Source organism: Acinetobacter sp. UBA991 (assembly GCF_002292065.1).
GTDB classification, from domain to species: Bacteria; Pseudomonadota; Gammaproteobacteria; order Pseudomonadales; family Moraxellaceae; genus Acinetobacter; species Acinetobacter higginsii.
This window is the reverse complement of record NZ_DBBF01000039.1, coordinates 36,390-58,096: the sequence shown is the minus strand read 5'-3', so window position 1 is coordinate 58,096 and position 21,707 is coordinate 36,390. Positions and strand designations below refer to the sequence as shown.

Below are 21,707 nucleotides of genomic sequence, written 5' to 3'. Positions count from 1 at the left end.
GACTATAGGTGGTATTGTTGCGGGTGTCTTATTCGTTTTACCCTCTTTATTTATCCTGATCGCGCTCTCATGGGTCTATGTAAAGTTTGGTGATGTTCCTATCATTGCTGGTCTCTTTTATGGAATAAAACCAGCTGTTGTTGCTATCGTCTTTCATGCAACTTACCGGATTGGCAGCCGATCATTAAAGAATAAGTTTTTATGGGCAATTGCTGCACTTGCATTCGTTGCTATCTTTTTCTTTAACCTTCCGTTTCCTTTAATTGTTCTAAGCGCTGCAATCATTGGATACTTGGCAAGTAAAAAATATCCAAGCTTTTTTACTAGTGGAAGTTCACATCAGCAAGGTAAAAAAGATTATGGCCCAGCATTAATTGATGATGATACTCCAACCCCAGAACATGCCATATTTAGTTGGAAGCACTTTGGAAAAATTTTATTTATCGGTGCAATTTTATGGTTTACACCCATTATAGGTTTGACTCTTACCTTCGGATGGGATCATGCCTATACACAAATGGCTTGGTTCTTCACGAAGGCTGCACTGTTAACATTTGGTGGGGCTTATGCAGTATTACCTTACGTGTATCAAGGTGCTGTAAATTTTTATGGTTGGTTGAGTCCAACACAAATGATCGATGGTTTAGCACTAGGTGAAAGTACCCCTGGCCCACTGATTATGGTGGTTGCATTTGTCGGATTTCTAGGTGGCTTTAATCATGCATTTTTAGGAAGTGATCATGTATTTTTAGCAGGTGCCTTAGGTGCTGTCATTGTTACTTGGTTCACGTTTCTATTTTCTTTCATTTTCATTCTAGCTGGCGCCCCAGTGATTGAATCTACTCACAATGAGTTAAAGTTTACTGCACCTTTAACAGCAATTACCGCCGCTGTTGTAGGAGTAATATTGAATTTAGCACTCTTCTTCAGTTATCACGTTTTATGGCCGAATGGATTCAACCATCCTTTCAACTTTGAAGCTGCATTCATAGCAATTGGAGCATTTGTTGCCTTATTCCATTTTGAAGTCAAAGTCATGTATGTGATTTTTGCTTCTGCATTCTGTGGCTTGATTTTATATATAGGTGCATAAGCTTAGTGTTTTAGCGTTTAAAAGAAAAGGAAGCTAAACTTCCTTTTCTTTTACCATTAGTGGCAGTGACGATCCCCTGTCTTGCTGTTCGTATGGCAGCCTGAAGAATCAGTACCACCTGAATGAGCAAAAGCATTTGTTGCCGAAAGCCCCATTAAACATACTAAAATTAGTTTCTTCATATTATTCAGCTATAAGTTTTATTAAATCTTCTTTACAGTCTAACAATATTTCATCTGACAAACTCGAATTATCAGGGCATGCCCGAGACAATACGACTGCCCCAACCGACGTAGATAAGATATAAATCGCTTTTTTCCGGAGATCAGCATTTTCATCAGTAGAATGTTTAGCAAGTTCAGCCATAATAAATTGCAGTAAATGTTCGATACCACTTTCAAACTCTTGTTTAACTTCCTCAGGTTGCCTTGCCGCATCACAGGATAAAGCAGCCAAAGTACAGCCCTGATCAGCATGATCTCGATGCTGCTTAGAAACATATAGTTGAATAAATTGTTTCAAGCTTAGCCCATCAACTTGTTTTAAAACTTGTTCAACACCATTTTTTACACTAATTTGAATTAGGTCTAGTTTAGAACTGAAATGCTTATAAAAACCGCCATGTGTGAAACCTGCACTGGACATCAATTCAGCAATTCCAATGCCATCATAACCTTTGCTTTTAAATAGCTCAGTCGCCTTAGTCACAATCTTCTCACGATTTTCTTTAACCTGAGTCTTGGTCACTTTCATTGGCAATGCTCAACATGGATAGCAATAATTAGATTATACATTGATTATGATTGACATCAAAAAAATACAGGTTTAGATTATGATCATAATCTAAAGAGAAGCAATTATGAATAAACATTCTAAAGCACTGGTAACAGGCGCATCTTCAGGTATTGGTGCAGTCTATGCAGATCGTCTGGCAAAACGCGGGTATGATTTAATTCTAGTAGCAAGAGATCAAAGCCGATTGAAACAAATCGCGCAAAAAATCCAACAACAATATGGCGTCCAAGTTGAAGTAATGGCCGTCGATTTATCTAAAAATGAAGATGTAATATCAATTGAAAACCGACTCAAATCCGATCCTCAAATTAATCTACTGGTCAATAACGCAGGAATTAGCGTTAGTGGTCAGTTTTTAGAACAGGATTTAGAACAAATTGAGAAACTGATTTCTTTAAATATCTCAGCGTTAGTCCGCTTATCTCACGCAATTCTACAAAGATTAATCCCTCAAAACACGGGTGCTATTATTAATCTTGGATCAGTAGTTGGTCTTGCCCCAGAGTTTGGTCTGACTGTCTACGGGGCAAGTAAATCATTTGTTGAATTTTTTAGTCAAAGCCTGAGCTTAGAACTCAAAGAAACCAATGTTTATATTCAGGCTGTGCTCCCCTCTGCGACAAAAACCGCGATATGGGAACGTTCAGGTGCCGATATCAGTCAAATGCCTCCAATGATGGATGTGGATCAACTTGTTGATGCAGCGTTGATTGGCTTTGATAAACGAGAAACAATAACAATACCTGTTTTAAAAGATGAAAATTTGTGGAAAACTTATCAAAATTCACGTTTAAAACTTTTACCTAACTTTTCCTCAAGCGAAGTCGCACTTCGTTATCAATCCCAATAATTTTTCCAAAAAAGATTCAAGGATATAATGTATGAATGTAATCGATGCAATTCAACAACGCCGTGCCATTAAACGCTTTGATCCAGATTTCAAAATCTTGGATGAAGATAAAAAGAAATTATTAAGCAGTGTCATGGAAAATGCACCGAGTGCCTTTAACCTTCAGCACTGGCGACCCGTGCTGGTTGAGAATGTTGAATTAAGAAAGCAGATAAGAGCAATTGCCTGGGATCAGCCACAAGTTACAGAATCATCATTATTGATTGTTTTATGTGCAAAAGTCAGTACATGGGAAGTTGATGCGAAGCATGTATGGGATGGGGCTTCACCAGAAGTTCAAAATATTATGGTTGGCGCAATTGACCAATATTACCGTGACCGCCCGCAAACCCAACGTGATGAAGTCATGCGCAGTGCGGGTATCTTTGCTCAAACTTTGATGTTACTTGCTCAAGAACATGGTTTAGACAGTTGCCCTATGGATGGTTTTGACTTTGATGCGATGGCAAAGCTAATTAACTTACCTGAAGATCATGTAGTGTGTTTAATGATTGCTGTTGGTAAATCAGCATCGCAACCTTACCCTAGAGTTGGGAAATTGCCTTATGATAACCTTATTACTATTGATTCATTCTAGTCTGTTTTAATGATCTTTAGATTATCATTCTGTCTTCGGATTGATCAGATGGTGTTATCAATAAACTCAAATTCTTAAGGATTTGAGTTTATTTTTTATCAAGATATACATACTAAAAGTCAAAATTTCCAATTCTGCCCCTTAAAAAGCAAAAATTAGGTCGGATAATATCGGACAAAAAGGCAAATAAAAAAGCCTTTAAGTATTGAACTTAAAGGCTTTTTCATATCGGATCGAACAATCCCGAATAATATTTTGGTGGAGATGGCGGGAGTCGAACCCGCGTCCGCCAGCACTACGCCCGAGAATACTACATGCTTAGATATCGTCTACTATTTTAACTCTTTGTGACCCGACGAACAGGGTACAAATCGCGATCCTCTAAGTTTAGTACAAAGCCCCGAGGCTTGGCTTTATACGGACTTGTGTGCGTGCGCTTCAGTCGGACTCTCTAACCACAAGTATTCAGAGAGGCGGACAAGCTGCCCTTAGGCAGCTAGAGCGTATGATTCGTCGTTTGCGACTAAAAAATGCAAATTTGATTTACGAGAGGAAATGCGCTCTCGGCATGCATCTATGAGTTTCATCACCAGCGTCGAAGCCAGGAACATCCCCAAAGTACAGCGCAATCATAGCATAAATGACTAGAATTTAAATCTTAATTTCTAAGCATTGAGCAAAATATGCGCTTATAAGCTTATATTGTTGCGGAACTTGCTTTTTCAAGTCCCGATTCACATTAGTGTGGTGCAGGTCCACCAGCCACGGGTTTAGGTTTTGGACTCATCCAGATCAGAGCACTGGCAAACACAAATACAATCGCCAACAACATAAACACATGATTGGCAGACATGGTAATCGCCTCTTTGTCCACCAGATTGGCAATCGTGGCGAGTGTTGCATCAGAGGAGAATCCATTTTGCAATAAGGTATTTTGTACTTCTTGCGGATGTAAGTTATTCACCATTTCACTGCGCGCCACTTTGGCATGATCATCCCAAATGGTAACTGCGATTGAAGCTCCAATCGCCCCTGCCATGGTTCTCAAGAAGTTCATCAAACCTGCTGCCGATGCCATTTCCTGTGGCAAGACTGAACCCATTGCAATATTTGACAATGGAATAAAGAAGAATGGTACAGCAAAGCCTTGCAAGATTTGTGGCCAAGCCAAAGCCATAAAGTCCGCATCAGTCACCCAGAAGGCACGCATTAAGGTCACGACACCGAGCAGAGCCAAACCAAAACTGGCCAAGGCGCGTGGGTCATATTTAGTCGATAGCTTCGCTACAATGGGCGACATGGTCAGACTACCAAAGCCCATGGTGGCGGTGAGATAGCCTGCCCATGTGGCGGTATAACCTAAATTGATTTGCAGCCACTGCGGAATCAGTACAATACTGCCAAAAAAGGAACCAAAGCCAAAGGCCAGCGCCAGTACAGACACGGCGAAGCCCCGATGTCGAAATACATACAAATTGACTACAGGATGCTTTTCGGTCAATTCCCAAATCATAAACACGATAAAACCAACTACGGCAATCAAGGCCAGCATGATAATACTGCTACTATTAAACCAGTCGCGTTCGTGTCCCAGATCAAGCATCAATTGCAGTGCGCCAATCCAGAGCACCAACAGGCCTAGACCAATCGCATCGATCCGCAGTTTTTCAGTTTTGGTTTCAGCCACCGACAACAAACGTATTGCTGCTAAAACACAGAAAATACCTACAGGAATATTGATAAAGAAAATCCAGTGCCAAGACAGATTGTCACTGATGAGTCCGCCAAGGATCGGCCCGAGAATCGGTCCAATCACTGTGGTCATTGCCCACAATCCCATTGCCTGAGCATGTTTTTCAGGTGGGAAAATCCGCATCAATAGCGTTTGACTGAGTGGCATCAATGGCCCGCCACAGAGACCTTGTCCGATACGGAAAAATACCAGCATTTCTAAGGATGTTGCCAAACCACACAGGAATGAAAAGATGGTGAATCCAATCAGACCAAAAACAAACACCCGAACTGTACCAAAGCGTCCTGCCAGCCAACCAGTTAACGGTACACAAATCGCTTCTGCAACGGCATAAGAGGTAATGACCCATGTGCCTTGAGAACTAGAAACAGCAAGGTTCCCCGTGATATGAGGCACAGACACGTTGGCAATGGTGGTATCCAGTACCACCATAAAATTTGAAAGGGCGATCACAAACGCGGCAAGTAGTAAGCGCCCGCCACTCAGTTCTGCAAATGGATTTTGCGTTTTCATGGCTGATTACTTCGATGCGAGATCAATATCCGCTTGCATCGACAACCCTACACGCAATGGATGTTCTGCAAGTTCTTTCGGATCAAGACTGATACGCACAGGTAAACGCTGTACCACTTTAATCCAGTTTCCTGTGGCATTTTGTGCAGGAATCAAGGCAAATGCTGCACCCGTACCGCCTGAGAAACCTTGTACCACGCCGTGATAAACCACGTCATCACCATATAAATCAGAGCGTAAAGTCACTTTCTGCCCTGCTTTGACTTTCGCCAATTGGCTTTCTTTGTAATTGGCATCGACATACAGTGCAGAGACAGGCACCACCGACATCATTACGGTTCCAGGCGCAACCCGTTGTCCAATCTGAATATTACGGCGGGCGATGACACCATCAACAGGCGCACGAATCACCGTACGTTCTAAATCCAGTGCCGCTTGTTCCACATGCGCTTTTGCAACTAAAACATCAGGAGTAGATGCTTCATTCACCCCTTGAATCAAGGCTTCATTGGCCGCATAGGTACTTTCAGCCGCTTTACGGCTTGAGGTGGCTTGCGCCAAACCTGCTTGCGCCAAATCCAGACTGGCTTTTGCTGTTGAAACCGCACTTTGCGCCTTGCTTAATTCCTCTTTAGAAATTGCACCTGATGCAGCCAGTTCATTACGACGATTCAATTCCAATGCAGCACGATCATAATCGGCTTGTGCTTTGGTCACTTGTGCCTGTGCACTGGTGATTTCATCATTACGAACCACAACCTGAGAATTTAAAGAGCTGCTATTGGCTTGGCTTTGTTTATATTGGCGTTGCGCTTTAGCCAGTTCTGCCTGCGCCTGTGCCAATTGAATCTTGGCATCACGTTCATCAATACGTACCAATACATCGCCTTGTTTGACCTGTTGAGTCTCTTTGACCAAGACTTCAGCCACTTGCCCACTGACCATTGAGGTAATTTGTGCAGTTTCTGCACCGACATAAGCATTATCGGTACTGACCGAATGATTAAAGAATAACGCCCAAATGCCATACAGAATTGCAGCGAGAATGAGAATGAGTGCGAAAAATCCGAGGAATTTTTTACGTTTTGCTTTCATTGCATCATCTGATGCCGAATCTGAAGCAGCATCCTGTAGGTTGGCTTGAGCGTCAGTCATAAGTTATTCCTGAAAATTAAAGAGATTTTTAACTTTTGGTTTAATCAGCCGATCAGTTTAATTTTGAAAACTTAACTGAATGTTAAAAAAACCAAAAATGAAAATAAGAACAAAAACCATTTCACATTTTAACGATAAAAAATCATATGGCGAGATTAAAAAAAATAACTGATGCGTTCAATTCTTATAAATTGATATTTTAACGATGATAAGAAACTTAAAGTTTGGGTTCTAAGCGAGAGATTTTCGTAATCCTCTCTGATACAGCAATCCTTAACATACCTATAAAGCATGAAGATATATGTGGAATAGGCTTGTGTATTTGGCTGGATTTGTTCTAATGAACTTAGGTGGAATATTGATTTTTGCGCGGCAATTCATTCTTCCACGCGAGAAAAGCACGGTCATTTATGGATCAGAATGGCATTTTTCTTGCTGCTAAAACAACAAACACTTCGCTAGGTGAAAGGACGATGACATCACTCAGCCAAAACATGGATCTTATCCATCACTCGCATCAGGCCGACTTTGCTCAAGATCTGATGTCAATGATCTGTGGTGAACACCGCTTGGATACCCTATGTCGAGAAACACTCGATTTTCATTATGACGGGATTCGTTTACCGCATAAAAAAATGGCGATCGGAACCATTAGTTATGGCGCCAATGTCGCTATCAATATTGCCAACCTGAAAGCTTATAGCATCAGCCTGCCCTTTCATGGCAAACAAACGCTGAGTATCCGTGGCGCAAAATACCAATCCGATGCACAAACTGGTTTAATTGTCTCCAATCAGGACTTACAGGATTTGGTCATCAATCAGGACTGTCAAAAATTTCAGGTGGTGATTCCTGAAAACAGCCTGCAATTGGTATTGTCCGAACTCCTGAATCAACCGATTGAAGAAGCCATCGTCTTTAACCCTGAAATTTCCTTATCGATGACTGGCTTGATGCAGGCATGGTGGCACAATATTGAAAACTTTTTACAGTTAAAATCACACTATGCCGACTTTTCCGGCCTACCCATGTTTTCTGAGGACTATGAAAATTTTGTGATTAAAGCCCTGCTGCTGTCTCAGGAAAATAATTATTCTGCAGCCTTACATGAACGTTGCAACCGAGGCGAACCAGCCTATCTGCGCAAAGTAAAAAACTTTATCATTCAGCATGCTCAAGAAGCCCTCAATGCCGAAAGCTTACACACCTTGGCAGGTGTTTCTAAATCAAAACTCTATGAAGAATTTCAGCAGCATTATGGCCTGAGTCCGATGGCCTATCTACGTAAATATCGCCTACAGCAAATCTATAAAATATTGAGTAATACTGCCAAGCATCAAAAAATTTCAATCTCCAAACTGGCTTATGACTGGGGTTTTAATCACCTCAGCCGTTTTGCTCAGGAATATAAAGATGAATTTGGGGAAAAACCAAGTGAAACCCGAAATAAACATGAGTGAACACTCTTAAATAAAAAGCCCAGTCAACGTACTGGGCTTTTTTTATAATTAACTGGTGCTTAACACGGGTTTGACTTTATTGTTCTGACGCATAGCTTTTAAACTCAAGGCAATAAAAGCGATAAAGGTCGGCAAGGCCAGCAAATAGAAAATTCCGCCAAGACTAATCTCATAAGTAAAGATATACGAACCAAAGAACGCCCCAAAGATGGCACCGACGCGACCAATGCCATGCATCCAAGACACCCCAACCGCACGACATTGTGATGGATAAAACAATGCCGCCAAAGGTAATAGAGACGATTGCGCTCCTGTCAGCAATGCCCCAATCAGGAAAATACTGATGCCAAGCAATAGGATGCTGGAACTGACGAAGCCCGCAACGATAAATATGATAAATGCTGTCAGGTAGGCATATTTAATCACCTGAGTTGGATTCAGTTTATCCATATACCAGCCCATGATGATGGCACCAATCACCCCACCAAAAGGGAAAATCGCAGCAATTAAACTAAACTGTTGTGTGCTAAAGCCTGCGGTTTTTAAAATGGTTGGCATCCAACTGGTCAATAAGTAGAACACCAACAGGCTCATAAAACAGCACAGCCATAACATCACAGAACCCCACAGATATTTACCCAAAACTGTTTTAACAGGACTTTCACTGCGATCCACATCAAGGTGTGGCAACTCGATTTTAACGGTGTCGGTAAATGCATGACCTTGAATTTTTACCAGAATCTGTTGCGCTTTGGCTTGCTGCTCTCGTTTAATCAGATAAGGCACTGATTCTGGCAATTTCAGTAATAACACCACCACGAGGAACAAGGGAATAATACCACCCAAAATCACCACTTTAGCCCAACCGAGATTTTCCAGTAAATAGGCAGACAACAAACCACCACAGGAAATCCCTAACATAAACCCACATCCCGCCAAACCAGTCAGAAAAGCTTTACGTTTCGCAGGCATATATTCAGAAACAATGGTACTGATGTTTGGCATCGCCGCACCCAAGCCCACACCGGTAATAAAACGGTAAATCATCAAGTCCTGCGTGGAAGAAGCAAAACCACACAAGATGGTAAATACGGAAAATAATAAGGTCGTGAATACAATCACCCCTTTGCGCCCAAACCGATCTGCCAATGGCCCTGAAATAATTGCACCGATCGACATCCCCACCAGTGCTGCGCTGAGTACAGGTGCCAATTCAGGCTTGCTGATACCCCAATCATCCAATAAGGCGGGTGCGATAAAACCAATAATTCCTGTATCTAAACCATCGCAAAAAAACACCAAGAAACCCAGTGTAAATACCAGCCATTGCAGCGGCGATAAACTGTCACGATTGATTACTGTATTAACATCAACTGTCTTCATCTTTATTCCCTTAAAAGCAAATTCTGTTAAAACTTCTGTTGCTTGGATCAATTCAATATGTGTCGTCAATCTCTCCTTCAGAGTCGTCTGATTGCATACATCCAATATTTTTTAATGTTGAGGATGATGTTTTTGATGAATAAAAAAGGGATGGTCATCACGATGTTCCATCCCTTTCTCTATTAAGCATCGAGTGCAATACGTGCACTGTTGCTTTGTAAAAACTTCTCGCTATAGAGACGGTAATTAGTTAATGCTTGCTCATCCAGCCAGCTTTTGACCGCTTCGATCATCGGCGGTGGCCCGCATAAATACATATCAAAAGCCTGTTCCGCCAATTGATCCCGATTCAGATGCTGATGGATATAACCTGTTTTGCCTGTCCAAGTTTCCGAAGCTTGGGTGACGATGGGTTGATAGTTAAAATTCGGCATCCTTTCTGCATAGGCCAGTAAACGTGACTGTTCGCATAAGTCGGTTGCCTGATTGACCCCGTAAAACAATTGAATCGCAGGCGCATCGGCTTGCTCGGCAATATTGTCCAACATGCCTAAAAAAGCGGATAAACCTGTGCCGCCTGCAATAAAGACCAACGGTCGTTGCACTTCACGTAAATAGAAACTGCCCAAAGGTGCTTCCATCATAATGGTTTGCCCCACTTGGCAACGTTCGCGCAAATAATTGCTCATCACTCCCTCGGGCAATAACCGAATTAAAAATTGCAGTTGATTGTCTAGATTAGGGCGATTGGCAAAGGAATAAGAACGCCAATCCTCTGTTTCAGGAATCTGCAAACGCGCATATTGACCCGGCAGAAACTCAAGTTGCTTGGTATATGAACTGGCATCGACATGCAGAATGGCGGTGCTCTCTGAAACCAGTTCAAGCTTAGTCACTTTGCTGGCAATTTTTAAGGTTTCACCTGCATGGCACATCTCGGAGCTATGATCAAAATAGAAGGCGGCATTGGATTTGACCCGCGTTTGACAGGCCAGCATTTTACGCTCAGCCAAATCACGCTCACTCAAGGCATCTTCATCGACATATTCCTGTTCATAAATGCCTGTTTCACATTGTCCCTGACAGGTCCCGCACACACCTTCACGACAATCCAAGGGTAAACTGATGCCTTGACGAATGGCGGCATTCAACAGTAACTCATCCTCTTGGACTGAAATAAAAAAGGTTTTTCCATCGGCAAAATTAAGCGCAACTGAATGTCCCATCATGATGCTCCCTTAAACATGATAAAAATCTAAGACCGAATCAATTTTGTCATTCAGCAAAATCGTGTGTTGACGGCGGATACGGAATCCTTCTGCCGTAGGTCTTAACAGATAAGTGGCATGTCCATAGAAACAACCTTCCAGACCTTGACGATTATATAAAGTGCTCCATCCAACTTTGGCTTCAATTAAGCCATTCTGTAGGGCTTTAACCTGTACATTTTGAATGCTGTGTTGCGTGCGAGGTAATGGCGTGGCTGATGCGGCTTTGCCGGTACGGATACGAAACACGCGATCCTCAAGTCCTGAGCGATCAGCATAATAGATATAAGACAAGCCCTGATTCGGATCTTCGACATAACGATGATCATCAATCCATTGCGGAATGTGATATTCACTATCTTCATCATACAGTTCCAGATAGGCATCCCAATCATAGCAATCGCACAGTTCAGACTTCTGATATAAAAATTGTGAAACAGCAAAATGTAATTCAGCAGTCATGGCTTAGACCTCCTCTGTCACAGTATCTAACTGATAGGTAATATCCTGCATTTTTAAGGCCTTGCGATTTAAGCCCTCCAGCATTAGGCGCTGCCATTGACCATGTTGATTGACATATAAGCCTTCATGCGTCAGTTCACGGCCCGTGATCAGAGGTTGAATCCCGAGATCCTGTGCATTCTGCGTCAGCTCATAACACCATTTATGCTGTCCACGGGAAATATCACTCCAGCGCTCTAAACGTGCTTGGAAGCCTTTTTGCTGTTCACGGAATTCCACCAGATCATCAGGCGTACCTAAGCCAGAGACATTGAAAAAGTCTTCAAACTGGCGAATACGGTTACGACGCGACTCAGTCGACTCGCCTTTTACTGCCAGACATTGGCTAATCACTTCGGTTTTATTCCATGCCACCGGACGGACAATTCGCAGTTGGGAACTGATCTGATCCATGAAGAATAAGCTTGGATAGAGGTTTAAGTTTCTGAGACGATGCATGGCCCATTCAGCACGTTTACTGCCATATTTCTCCAGCAGATAAGGCATCACCGTGTCATAGCCAGGACGCACGGCTGGATTTGGCATGTCACTGAATAAGACACTGTGACCGTTTTTAAAACTGAACCAGCCATCATCGGTTTGGTTATCGCCTGCACCTAATTTGCTGTAATCCAAGGTATCCAGATCATCGCCTTTGGCCGCATTGACCTGTTGGCGATGCTGTACCGTTGAGACATAGTTATAGTGCACGGTACTGACGTGATAGCCATCCAGACCATTTTCATTTTGCAGCTTCCAGTTTCCTGCAAAGGTATAGGCAGACTTGCCTTGCAGGACTTCCAACTCACCTGTTGGCGACTGCTCCACCATTAAATCGAGGAATACTTTGGCATCCCCCAAAAAGTCTTCAAGGGTATCTGTGGCTTGTGTGTCCAGACTGACAAAAACAAAACCACGGTAGCTGGCAATGCGTCCCTGTTTGAGACCACGACTCGACTTGTCAAAATCTTCACAATATTCAGCAGGTGCTTTGACCTTGACCAGACGGCCATCAGACTTATAACACCACGCATGGAACGGACAGGTAAAGGTCGATTGATTGCCTTTGGCCACACGGGTTAAGGTTGCACCACGATGCTCACAGGCATTGACCATGGCATGCAGTTGACCTTGGCCATCGCGGCTAATGATCAACGGTTGACGTCCAATTTGAACAGTTAAAAAATCATGATTGTTGGGAATCTCACTTTCGTGACAGGCGTAGATCCAGACTTTTTCAAAGATCAATTCCATTTCCAAATCGAAAAGCTCAGCTTCTGTGAACATCTCGCGTGCGATACGGAATACACCCTCTTTCGGGCGAAAATCCAAACATCCTGTGATGAAATCTTGCCATTCTGCAATATTACGTGGAGCCATTTTTATCTCCTCCAATCCATAAAAACCTTTTCATGATTGAAGCTTGATTTATGGCTGGACTCTATCCACTTTTTCCAGATCTCTATCCAGTTTGGGAATTATTTTAGGATCACACGATTGCTAGATAATAAAGCCAATTGAGGTGGAAATATTCGCACCTCAACTAGACTCATCGAATGATGTTTTAGCAAGATAGGCTGTTAATTTTTAATTGCCCGTGTTGCCAAAAAGGTTGGCATAAATTGATCCACCAAAAAGCGTGGTTGTGGTTGATCATCTTCATAAAAGCTTTGAATAAAAAAACCTGCGGTCAGTTGCCCCTGAATTAAATCCGTGAGGCTATGTCCAAACACCACTGCCTCACCTGCTTGCAGTTTGGCATTGAGCGCACCTGCACCCAGATCTTGAAGATCGGAATAAGGCAATTTATAAATCGGGTGAATCAGCCCCTGTTTGGCATATTCAGGATTGCGATCTGCAATAAAAACCACTGGATTATAAAAACTGGCGATTAAAACCCCTTGCGGTTTGAGTACCCGATAGCATTCCCGCCATACCGCTTCAACATCGGCAACATACAGGTTTGAAATCGGTTGGATAATCAGATCAAATTCAGCATCCTGAAATGCCTGCAAATCACACATATCTCCCTGCACGGTCTTGAGCTGAAGCCCTTCCCGTTCAGCAACCATTCGGTCTTGCTGCAATTGTTGATCAGAAAGATCAAAGACCGTGACATTCGCACCCGCAGCAGCCAATACAGGTGCTTGTTGACCACCAGCAGAGGCTAAGCACAGGATGTTTTTTCCGACAATATCGCCAAGCCATGCTTTGGATAATGGCTTTGGTGTGATATGTAGCTCCCAATCACCATGACGAGCTGCACGAATCAGTTCATGACTGACAGGACGTGACCAAGCCTGCTGCTCTCTCGCCTGCTGATCCCAAGCTGCACGATTATGGCTGAGAAAATCGAAATGATGGATTGGCTTTGCCACAATGAAGCTCCCTTTTCTGACACTTAAATCGTTCAAGATAGAAATACGATATCAATGCGAAAAAAGGAAGCGGAGTTCAGGACAGAAACGACTGCCTAAAAGACAGCTGAGCTTGTGCCATCTAAATTAATAGGCATAAGACGCAATCGCGGTTGCAATCGCTTTACCTTCATCATTGACCATGGTCATACGCATGGTGCAACCTTTACGACCTAGGCGTAAGGTTTCAGCGCGGGCAATAAAATGTTTGCCACGCCCAGGTGCCAGATAATCCACCCGCATATCCACCGTGGCTAAACGCGATACTTTTTTTATGGTATCGGGTAAATCTTCTGGTGTGGCACGGCGATAAAGCTGCTCCATCGCAACCACCCCACCAATACTGTCCAGAATCGTGGCAGCAACGCCACCATGTAAAATCTGAAATGCAACATTCCCCACCAGTTCTGGCTGCATCTCAAAATACGCTTCAATCTGATCATCGACCACTCGCATGACCATGCCACTGTATTTAAAAAAAGGACAGGCATTGAATGCCTTGCACAGCTGTTTTAAAACCACTTGGTGGTCTGCCTTAGCACCTAGCTGAATATTCCCAGTCCAGTTTCTCTTTACATCATTCATACGCGGCCTACACTCAATGGAAAGAATAACTTTCCATTATTTTGCACAAATCTAAAAATATGGGGCTACAATAGCGGGGTTCTGTAATTGGGTAACAGCGCTAAGCTCTCCCTAGCGTGACTTAATACCTCAATTATTCCTATAGTGTAATACTGAACATCGAGATTGTTATGACTTATACGTTCAATCGTCCAGCTTTTCCTGCGACTCGCATGCGCCGTATCCGTAAAAATGACCAACTTCGTGCCATGGTCAGCGAAACTCATTTAACTGCGAATCATTTGATTTATCCAGTGTTTGTATTACCAGGACAACAACAAACTCAAGACATTCCAAGCATGCCAAATGTGCAGCGCTTATCGGCTGACTTATTACTAAAAAAAGCAGAAACCTTACTTGAACTCGGGGTTTCAAAACTTGCCCTATTCCCTGTCACACCACAACAAGATAAAAGCTTAACAGCGGAAGCCGCTTGGGATGACAATGGCTTAGTTCAGGCGACGTGCCGCCTACTTAAAAAAGAATTACCAGAGATGGTCTTGATTACCGATGGTGCGCTTGATCCTTATACCACGCATGGTCAGGACGGTATTATTGATGACACGGGTTATGTACTCAATGATGAAACCGTTGAATGCCTAGTGAAACAAGCACTTAGTCATGCTGCGGCTGGTGCAGATGTGATTGCGCCAAGTGACATGATGGATGGCCGTATCGGTGCGATCCGCCAAGCGCTTGAGCAAAATGATTTTATCTACACCAACATCATGGCCTATTCAGCAAAATATGCCTCAAGCTTCTACGGCCCTTTCCGTGATGCGGTGGGTTCTGCCAGCAACCTGAAAGGTGGCAATAAATACAATTACCAAATGGATATTGGCAACCGTGCCGAAGCCTTGCATGAAATTGCGCTGGATCTGCAAGAAGGTGCAGATATGGTAATTGTCAAACCGGGTATGCCTTATCTAGATGTGGTTCGTGAAGTCAAAGATACTTTTGGTGTTCCGACCTTTATCTATCAAGTCAGTGGTGAATACGCCATGCTTGCGGGTGCGATTCAAAACGGTTGGCTCTCTGACAGCGTGATTCTAGAATCGTTGATGTGCTGCCGTCGTGCAGGTGCAGATGGGATCTGGACCTATTTTGCGGAAGATGCAGCACGTAAATTAAAAGAGATGAAATAAAATCTCCCCTAACCCCTCTTTTATAAAGAGGGGAATTTTTAAACTGGTTTAACTTTATCATGCATATTGCCATCATTGGTGTGGGTATTAGTGGCTTAATGTCAGCATTGGAACTTGCTGAACAAGGCTGCTCTGTCGATATTTTTGACCAACAACTTGCAGGTCAAGCTGCCTCATGGGCGGGTGGAGGTATCCTCTCACCCATGTATCCTTGGCGTTATGCGCCCGAAGTCAATCAGCTGGCCCAATATGGCAAACAGCTCTACCAAACATGGAATGAAAAACTACTTCCCATTACTGGTATTGATTTTCAGATCCACGATACAGGCATGCTGATCTTTGATCAGGAAGATTTCGAGATCGGCTTAAATTATGCCTCTCGGTACCAAGAACCGATGCAGCAATGCGAACTGCTCAATCGCCCCAAACTAGAAAACATTAATCCCTATATTTCCCAGAAATTCCAACAAGCTATTTATTTCCCACAACTCTCAAATGTTCGCAATCCACGTTTATTACAATCGTTAATTTGCTACTTAAAACAGCACCCTGCCGTGCGCTTCTTTGAACAATGTCCTGTTAAAAAATTAATGATTCAGAATAAGAAAGTACTCGGAATTGAAACCGAAGATGGTCAGAAATTTAGCGCGGATCATGTCGTGATTACGTCTGGGGCATGGAGTCAGCAATGGGCCGAGCAAACCCAACGCAATATCCCCGTGCATCCCGTGCAAGGACAAATGCTGTTATTTAAAACCCCTGAAAACTGGCTTCCAACCATGTGCATGAATCGGGTGATGTATCTAATTCCACGTCAAGATGGTCATATCGTCTGTGGTTCAAGCATGGCAGATACGGGCTTTAGTACTGCGGTGGATGAACACACTCAACAGGATATTCTCAGTGCTTGTTTAGATATGGTGCCTGAATTAGCACAATTTCCGATTGTAAAACGCTGGGCAGGCCTACGTCCGAGTTCTCCACAAGGCATTCCCTATATCGGCGCAATGCCTGAACTGGAAAATCTTTGGGCCAATTTTGGACATTTCCGCAATGGCCTATGCATGGGCTCAGGTTCAGCACGTTTGCTACGTCAACTCATTTTAGGACAAGATACGCTGGTTGATCCGAATGCTTATTCACCTTCGCGTTTAAAGCGACAAGATTTAATTTCTTGCTAAAATTGCAGTTAAAGCCTCATTTAAATCTGGATATTGGAATTGGAAGCCCTGTTCCAGCAAGGCTTTGGGCACCACATATTGACCATTTAAAATAAGCTGTGCTTGCTCGCCAAGCATCGACGTAAATACGCACTTAGGCATTCGCATAAAAGGTTTGCGCTTTAAAATGTGAGCAGCCGTTTGAGCAAATTGTTGTTGATTGATTTGTTCAGGTGCGACAAGGTTATACACCTTTTGACTGTGATTGGATTGCAGCAAAAAAACCATGGCATTCAGTACATCTTGGATATGAATCCACACGATCGGTTGTCGTCCCGAACCAATTTTTGCAACCGCATTCAATCGAATCGGTAACAGCATTTGTGGCAAAATCCCGCCCTGTCCAAAAACTACACCCAAACGAATGATCTTGGTATTTTGTTGGCTAAATTTTAAAGCGGTTTGCTCCCACTTCTGGCAAAGCTCAGACATAAAAATCGCTTGCGGTGCTGTATTTTCATCACAAATAAGCTTCCATTGTTCTTGTGGATCAATACCGTAATAACCAATCGCAGAACCAGAAATAATACCTTTCGGAAAAATTTGCCGTTTTTCCAGCCATTGATACAGTTGTTCTGTCACCGCAACACGGCTGTGTATTAATTGTTGCTTACGCTGTTCAGTCCAGCGTTTTGCGCCAATATTTTCACCAGCCAGATTAATCACATAATCAATTTGTTGCGTTTCAATTTGATCAAGATCATTCACCCATCGTAGTGCTGAATGCTGAGAAACTCGATTTGGCTGTCTAGTCAGTGCAATAATTTGATATTGTCGTTCTAATAAAAAAGGCAACAAATGTGAGCCAATAAAGCCACTTGCACCTGTGATTAAAACTGTCTGTTTTTGCATCGCACTCTCATCCTGCATGATATTGATCAGCTCGATATCTCAGTCTTAGCAGAATGAAAGTGAATTACAAGTGAACTTTGTTCAACTAGTTGAACATTTTATTGGCCATTCTCTGTGCTTGCGGTCCATAAAACCAATAGGTAATTAAGAATAATGGTACAGCAATCACAAACCACATCGCCAATACCGTTAGCAAAAATTGGGGCTGTTTCAGATAGAGTAAAAAGTTCTGCCAAACTTCGGGATCTTTCCGTGCAAAAATAAACAGACCAAGAAGTAAGCCACATGCGTTATAGCCCCAAAAGATCAGACTAAAGCCGATGCTTAAACGTGTCCGTTCCTGTGCCATCGGTGCACGGCGTTGTTGCTTGAGAAATTTGAATAAAATAACAATGATCGCAATTAAATAAGGAACCGCAGTCAACACGCCACCAATACTATTTGGTAAAATAGCGGCCAGTACGCCTGCCAACAATGTTGCAGTAAAACAAATTATAAAAAACCAGATATAGTACAAACGCAATGAAATCATAAAGATAAACCTAATTAGACTGGCTTTAGAAAATAATTATAAATTTTTTTCACTTTTTTTTCATTTTTATGTCAACCAATCCTCAACCAGTAGCGTTATATAAGGTACAAGGTCGCAGCAACCGATTGTACATTGCACGGCATCCGCAATGTTTTCGGTGACCTTTCATTATGACTCTCCATCTTTAACAATGGTTGTGTTAGCAGCCAGAACCATTGAAAAAGATTTTGACCGACGATTTATCATCACTCGAATCGTCGGTTTTTATTTGCCTGAAATTTGTATTTTAATTAAACCGTATCGGCAACATACATTTTAATCAGTCCACCCTCATCTTCTGTCACCATGGTTAAGAATGTCCAGCCACACCTTTCGTAAAAATCATCTAGATCTGTCACCAGATAAAGCTTTTCAAATCCTAAACTTCTCATTTCTGCTCGGGCAAAATCCAATAGTTGTTTGGCGATATTTTGCTTTCGGTAAGTTTCCTCAACAAACAAAGCACATAGGTTTGGACTGATATCTTTGCGCTCATGGAAATCATTGTCGATCACTCCAGTGCCAGCAATGATGTGCTGATGTTCATTCAAAATCACATACCATTGCGGAACTCCCTCTGGCTGTTCAATCGAGGTTTGTATGCTGTCTCGATAGGCCTCAATAGGAATCCCCCATTTATCTGAAAACCAGATTGCAGCCTGTTCTTGCAATTCAGGATGATTCGCTAATTTAATAATTTTCATCAATACAGAATTAACCTCTTATATCTTACTCAAATGTATTCAACGCGTTTTTATGATTAAACCGCAAAATGCGCAGCTGCTTACATAAATGTCTCGTCTTTCAATTCCATATCTCTTTAGAATAATTCTACGACTATAAAAATTAGGGACAGATTGAATGAACAGCATTATTTATTTTGAAATTCAGTCATCAGATCCACAACGTGACATTCACTTTTATCAATCCGTATTTGGCTGGCAATTTGAAAAAGTAGAAGGCCTACCGATTGAATATTATCGTATCGCAACCACAGGAATTCATGGCGGTTTATTACAACGTCCTGTAGCAACACCAGCAACAGGATGTGGAACCAATGCCTTTACCTGTAGTATAGAGGTGGCAAATTTCGATGAAACTGCAGCTAAAATCCTAAGTTTAGGTGGGATTATCGCCATGGATAAATTTGCGATCCCGAACCGCTGCTGGCAAGGCTATTTCATCGACCTCGATCATAATACCTTTGGGATTTGTGAAATAGATGAGCGGGCGCAATAACTTGCTAAACTCAAGTTAAAGTAAAATGATTACCGCCCCTTAAACTGCGGTGGCCGTTTTTCTAACATGGCACGAACGCCTTCTTGAGCATCCTCAGATACAAACAGCGGCATCAAATAATTGTTCATTTTTTCAAATGCAACTGTTTGACCTTCCACGACTGCATCGGTTGCAGATGCTAATAAAGCTTGCACTGCCAACGGTGCGGCACTACAAATCTCTTTGGCAATTTCCAAGGCACGTTCAAGTTGTTGCCCTGATTCCACCACTTCAGACAGGAGATTGAGCTCATACGCCGTTTTGCTATTAAAGGTCTTCCCCGTTAATAAATAAGGCATGGCTTTTTGCCAACCCGCAGCTTGTACAAAGCGCACCGTTGCACCGCCAAAAGGCATAATCCCACGTTGCACTTCGAGCTGACCAAAGACCGTATTTTCGCTGGCAATCACCACATCAGCATTCAGCATGAGTTCCACGCCAGCGGTATAACAAATCCCTTGGACAGCCACCACCACAGGTTTTGTTCGATGCCGCCCGCCCGTTCCCCACGGATTAATCTGATCAGCCTCAAAATTAAAAATACCTTGTGAAATTTTGGACTGTAATTCCACCAGATCTAAGCCCGCAGTAAAGTGATCACCATGCGCAAAAATCACGGCGCAGCGTAGTTCAGGCTGGTTTTCATATTCAGTCAAGGCTTGAGATAGATCATGAATCATATGGCTATCAAAAGCATTGCGTTTTTCCACACGATCCAGACCGATCAGCATAATCTGATCAAAAATTTCACGGCTTACTTGACCTAAGCTCATTTTATCTTCCTCATTGTTAAAATAATGGCATTGAGATCAAACTAGAGCATCGTTGAAAAATGATCAAGGCAGATCTTGTAGTGCTTTTCTGCTCATCAAGGCTCTCCCTTCCACCTGAATACGTGCTACCTTATTCGGGTTTATTTTATTTTTAGATTCATTTATGACCGTGCGTTTTTTTCATACGTCTGACTGGCATTTGGGGCAGTTTTTTTATAATCATTCCCGCCACTACGAACATGAACAATTTCTGACATGGTTACTTGAGCAGATCAAAGCCAAACAACCGCATGCATTATTAATTGCGGGTGATATCTTTGATGTGATCAACCCGAGTTCACAGGCACAAAAACAACTCTATCAATTTCTTGCCGATGCACATGAGCTTGCCCCACATATGCAAACCTTAATGATTGCTGGCAATCACGACTCAGGTTATCGCATTGAACAAGTTGAACCCTTATTAGAAAAATATAACGCAAAAACGGTCGGTGTGATTCGCTGGAATCAAGATAAGACCCTCGACTTAGAGCGTTTAATTTTGCCGATTTATAATGAACAAAAGCAGATTGTAGCGTGGTGTATTGCCCTGCCATTCCTACGTTCAGCTGAAATTACAGGCTTTAATGAGCACACCACCAACAGTCAAAATGCGATTGCTTATCTACACCAACAGTTAATCGAAGAAGCCAAACGTCGTAAAACCGATGATCAGGCCCTGATTCTGATGTCACATGCGCATATGCAAGGCGGAGAAACCTCCGATTCAGAACGGCTGATTATTATTGGTAATGAAGAAGCCCTATCTACAGCTCTGTTCGACGACAGCATTGATTATGTGGCACTGGGGCATTTGCATAAACCGCAAAAAGTACAGCATCCACATATTCGTTATAGCGGTTCACCAATTCCACTGTCATTTAGTGAAATCAACTATAAACACCAAGTGGTTGAAGTCACGATTGATTCTAAAAAAAGTAAAGATTCGTTTAACTTTGAAGCTTTGCCGATCCCCAGAAGTATTCAACTGCATAAAATTAAAGATGAACTCACTGTAGTCATGCAGCGCCTTCGCAATCTGCCAAATGAACCGATCGAAAATCTCGAGCATCGCGAATATGTCGATATCGAATATCATACCGCGACACCACCACAGCCTAATTTACGACAACAATTTGAAGATGCTTTGCCCAAAGATCGTTATCGACTGGTGCGGATTTCCAGACAATATCTCTCCAATGAAACTAATGCCGAGAGCAAGCAAACTATTAGCTTAGAACCACCGACACCCGAAAAACTATTTAAGCAAATTTGGGAGAAAAAGGGCTATCACGCTGATGATGAAGTCACTCAAGACTTTATGAGTTTGGTCGCAGAAGCGCAAAAGCAACTTGAAGATGATCAGACTGTTTAAGGAGC

Annotated in this window: 22 protein-coding genes and 1 other RNA gene; 8 read left to right on the top strand and 15 right to left on the bottom strand. The window is 42.5% G+C overall.

Annotation, left to right across the window (positions count from 1 at the left end; all coding sequences use genetic code 11):
* Window positions 1-1,093, top strand: a 1,093-nt coding sequence (locus B2727_RS16255) for a chromate transporter (RefSeq protein WP_291349691.1), incomplete at its 5' end; no start/stop codon positions are given.
* Window positions 1,094-1,149: 56 nt separating this feature from the next.
* Here the strand turns inward: B2727_RS16255 and B2727_RS16250 are convergent.
* Together B2727_RS16250 and B2727_RS16245 are read right to left on the bottom strand one after the other, a co-directional pair.
* Complete coding sequence (locus tag B2727_RS16250; protein ID WP_096089487.1) at window positions 1,150-1,275, bottom strand: YHYH domain-containing protein; 126 nt, start codon at window positions 1,273-1,275, stop codon at window positions 1,150-1,152.
* A gap of 1 nt (window position 1,276) precedes the next feature.
* Window positions 1,277-1,846 (bottom strand): TetR/AcrR family transcriptional regulator, encoded by a 570-nt coding sequence (locus tag B2727_RS16245; RefSeq protein WP_033134328.1) that lies wholly within the window; start codon window positions 1,844-1,846, stop codon window positions 1,277-1,279.
* 106 nt (window positions 1,847-1,952) lie between these two features.
* On the opposite strand from B2727_RS16245, the gene B2727_RS16240 reads away from it, so the two are divergent.
* Both B2727_RS16240 and B2727_RS16235 read left to right on the top strand, forming a co-directional pair.
* Window positions 1,953-2,738 (top strand): SDR family NAD(P)-dependent oxidoreductase, encoded by a 786-nt coding sequence (locus B2727_RS16240; protein WP_005205356.1) that lies wholly within the window; start codon window positions 1,953-1,955, stop codon window positions 2,736-2,738.
* Between the two features lie 31 nt (window positions 2,739-2,769).
* Window positions 2,770-3,375, top strand: a complete 606-nt coding sequence (locus B2727_RS16235) for a nitroreductase family protein (protein ID WP_004805232.1) — start codon at window positions 2,770-2,772, stop codon at window positions 3,373-3,375.
* Window positions 3,376-3,631: 256 nt separating this feature from the next.
* Here B2727_RS16235 and ssrA read toward each other — a convergent pair.
* The 3 genes from ssrA to B2727_RS16220 form a co-directional block, all read right to left on the bottom strand.
* Window positions 3,632-3,990, bottom strand: a transfer-messenger RNA (tmRNA) gene (gene ssrA, locus B2727_RS16230).
* Window positions 3,991-4,114: 124 nt separating this feature from the next.
* Window positions 4,115-5,641, bottom strand: coding sequence for a DHA2 family efflux MFS transporter permease subunit (locus B2727_RS16225; protein ID WP_004805230.1), 1,527 nt, complete (start codon window positions 5,639-5,641; stop codon window positions 4,115-4,117).
* Between the two features lie 6 nt (window positions 5,642-5,647).
* Window positions 5,648-6,796, bottom strand: coding sequence for an HlyD family efflux transporter periplasmic adaptor subunit (locus B2727_RS16220; RefSeq protein WP_033134329.1), 1,149 nt, complete (start codon window positions 6,794-6,796; stop codon window positions 5,648-5,650).
* Between the two features lie 473 nt (window positions 6,797-7,269).
* On the opposite strand from B2727_RS16220, the gene B2727_RS16215 reads away from it, so the two are divergent.
* Window positions 7,270-8,256: an AraC family transcriptional regulator gene (locus B2727_RS16215; protein WP_033134355.1), complete on the top strand. Its 987-nt coding sequence runs from the start codon at window positions 7,270-7,272 to the stop codon at window positions 8,254-8,256.
* 48 nt (window positions 8,257-8,304) lie between these two features.
* Here the strand turns inward: B2727_RS16215 and B2727_RS16210 are convergent, their stop codons facing one another.
* From B2727_RS16210 to B2727_RS16185, 6 genes are all read right to left on the bottom strand, one after another.
* Window positions 8,305-9,639 carry an MFS transporter gene (locus B2727_RS16210; RefSeq protein ID WP_033134356.1) on the bottom strand — a complete coding sequence of 445 codons (1,335 nt, stop codon included), beginning with the start codon at window positions 9,637-9,639 and terminating at the stop codon, window positions 8,305-8,307.
* Between the two features lie 182 nt (window positions 9,640-9,821).
* Window positions 9,822-10,871 (bottom strand): anthranilate 1,2-dioxygenase electron transfer component AntC, encoded by a 1,050-nt coding sequence (gene antC / locus B2727_RS16205; protein WP_164467935.1) that lies wholly within the window; start codon window positions 10,869-10,871, stop codon window positions 9,822-9,824.
* Window positions 10,872-10,877: 6 nt separating this feature from the next.
* Window positions 10,878-11,369, bottom strand: coding sequence for an anthranilate 1,2-dioxygenase small subunit (gene antB / locus B2727_RS16200; protein ID WP_005190880.1), 492 nt, complete (start codon window positions 11,367-11,369; stop codon window positions 10,878-10,880).
* Window positions 11,370-11,372: 3 nt separating this feature from the next.
* Window positions 11,373-12,788: an anthranilate 1,2-dioxygenase large subunit gene (gene antA, locus B2727_RS16195; protein ID WP_033134331.1), complete on the bottom strand. Its 1,416-nt coding sequence runs from the start codon at window positions 12,786-12,788 to the stop codon at window positions 11,373-11,375.
* Window positions 12,789-12,988: 200 nt separating this feature from the next.
* Window positions 12,989-13,786 carry a class I SAM-dependent methyltransferase gene (locus B2727_RS16190; protein ID WP_033134332.1) on the bottom strand — a complete coding sequence of 266 codons (798 nt, stop codon included), beginning with the start codon at window positions 13,784-13,786 and terminating at the stop codon, window positions 12,989-12,991.
* 126 nt (window positions 13,787-13,912) lie between these two features.
* Window positions 13,913-14,410, bottom strand: coding sequence for a thioesterase family protein (locus B2727_RS16185; protein ID WP_004805214.1), 498 nt, complete (start codon window positions 14,408-14,410; stop codon window positions 13,913-13,915).
* 170 nt (window positions 14,411-14,580) lie between these two features.
* Between B2727_RS16185 and hemB the strand changes: the two genes are divergently transcribed.
* Window positions 14,581-15,594 (top strand): porphobilinogen synthase, encoded by a 1,014-nt coding sequence (gene hemB / locus B2727_RS16180; protein WP_033134333.1) that lies wholly within the window; start codon window positions 14,581-14,583, stop codon window positions 15,592-15,594.
* A 59-nt stretch (window positions 15,595-15,653) separates the two neighbouring features.
* Window positions 15,654-16,775 (top strand): glycine oxidase ThiO, encoded by a 1,122-nt coding sequence (gene thiO, locus B2727_RS16175; protein ID WP_033134334.1) that lies wholly within the window; start codon window positions 15,654-15,656, stop codon window positions 16,773-16,775.
* Here thiO and B2727_RS16170 read toward each other — a convergent pair.
* The 3 genes from B2727_RS16170 to B2727_RS16160 form a co-directional block, all read right to left on the bottom strand.
* Window positions 16,761-17,666 (bottom strand): TIGR01777 family oxidoreductase, encoded by a 906-nt coding sequence (locus B2727_RS16170; protein ID WP_033134335.1) that lies wholly within the window; start codon window positions 17,664-17,666, stop codon window positions 16,761-16,763. The genes thiO and B2727_RS16170 overlap by 15 nt on opposite strands.
* Window positions 17,667-17,751: 85 nt before the next feature.
* Entirely contained in the window at window positions 17,752-18,198 is a 447-nt protein-coding gene (locus B2727_RS16165) for an ABZJ_00895 family protein (protein ID WP_033134336.1), read from the bottom strand.
* A gap of 290 nt (window positions 18,199-18,488) precedes the next feature.
* Window positions 18,489-18,941 carry a GNAT family N-acetyltransferase gene (locus tag B2727_RS16160; protein WP_033134337.1) on the bottom strand — a complete coding sequence of 151 codons (453 nt, stop codon included), beginning with the start codon at window positions 18,939-18,941 and terminating at the stop codon, window positions 18,489-18,491.
* 157 nt (window positions 18,942-19,098) lie between these two features.
* Here B2727_RS16160 and B2727_RS16155 point away from each other — a divergent pair, with 157 nt between their 5' ends.
* Entirely contained in the window at window positions 19,099-19,476 is a 378-nt protein-coding gene (locus B2727_RS16155) for a VOC family protein (RefSeq protein WP_033134338.1), read from the top strand.
* Between the two features lie 29 nt (window positions 19,477-19,505).
* Here B2727_RS16155 and B2727_RS16150 read toward each other — a convergent pair whose 3' ends face one another.
* Window positions 19,506-20,288 (bottom strand): crotonase/enoyl-CoA hydratase family protein, encoded by a 783-nt coding sequence (locus B2727_RS16150; protein ID WP_033134339.1) that lies wholly within the window; start codon window positions 20,286-20,288, stop codon window positions 19,506-19,508.
* Between the two features lie 163 nt (window positions 20,289-20,451).
* Between B2727_RS16150 and B2727_RS16145 the strand changes: the two genes are divergently transcribed.
* Window positions 20,452-21,702 carry an exonuclease SbcCD subunit D gene (locus B2727_RS16145; protein WP_033134340.1) on the top strand — a complete coding sequence of 417 codons (1,251 nt, stop codon included), beginning with the start codon at window positions 20,452-20,454 and terminating at the stop codon, window positions 21,700-21,702.
* Window positions 21,703-21,707: the final 5 nt, after the last annotated feature.